This is a genomic window from Psychrobacter sp. FME13 (assembly GCF_014861395.1).
GTDB lineage: Bacteria > Pseudomonadota > Gammaproteobacteria > Pseudomonadales > Moraxellaceae > Psychrobacter.
Window position 1 is genome coordinate 1 of record NZ_RRYV01000387.1, and the last position, 457, is coordinate 457.

Genomic DNA, 457 nt, shown 5'->3' on the forward strand with positions numbered 1-457 from the left:
AGTGCCATTCACTTAGTTTCTTGTGTCGTTTGGCTTAATTGATGACACGCCCTAGTTTTTATCGCCTTGTGGTTATAAATATAGGACGTTTTGCCAAAGGTGTCTGTACCTCCAATGTTTATAGTGTTACCCCACTCTCAACTTGAAATAAGCAAATCAAACTGAAGAGGCGGGTTACCAAGTTTTTTATTGAGTACAAAGCACAGATTATGCGACAGAATCTTACGAATCAATCGATGAGACAAATGCCATAAATCTCTTGCTCGTACCTTTTGTATATTAAATCGTTCTGATAACTGACCAATGACTGTTTCAACGATACGGCGGGCTTTCATTAGCCGTCTTACCACAGGTTTGGGTCTATCTTCTTTCATATTAGCTCTGAGTGGCGTTTGTAAATCTACTCCTTGAGCGTCGTAGTACGATGTCAGACTCGGGCTGATATACCCTTTATCAG

Annotated in this window: 1 protein-coding gene; it reads right to left on the reverse strand. The window is 40.5% G+C overall.

The window, feature by feature from the left end; genetic code table 11:
• Positions 1–137: 137 nt before the first annotated feature.
• Positions 138–457 (reverse strand): transposase (locus EI164_RS16715; protein WP_318779513.1); only part of this gene is annotated, 320 nt, incomplete at its 5' end.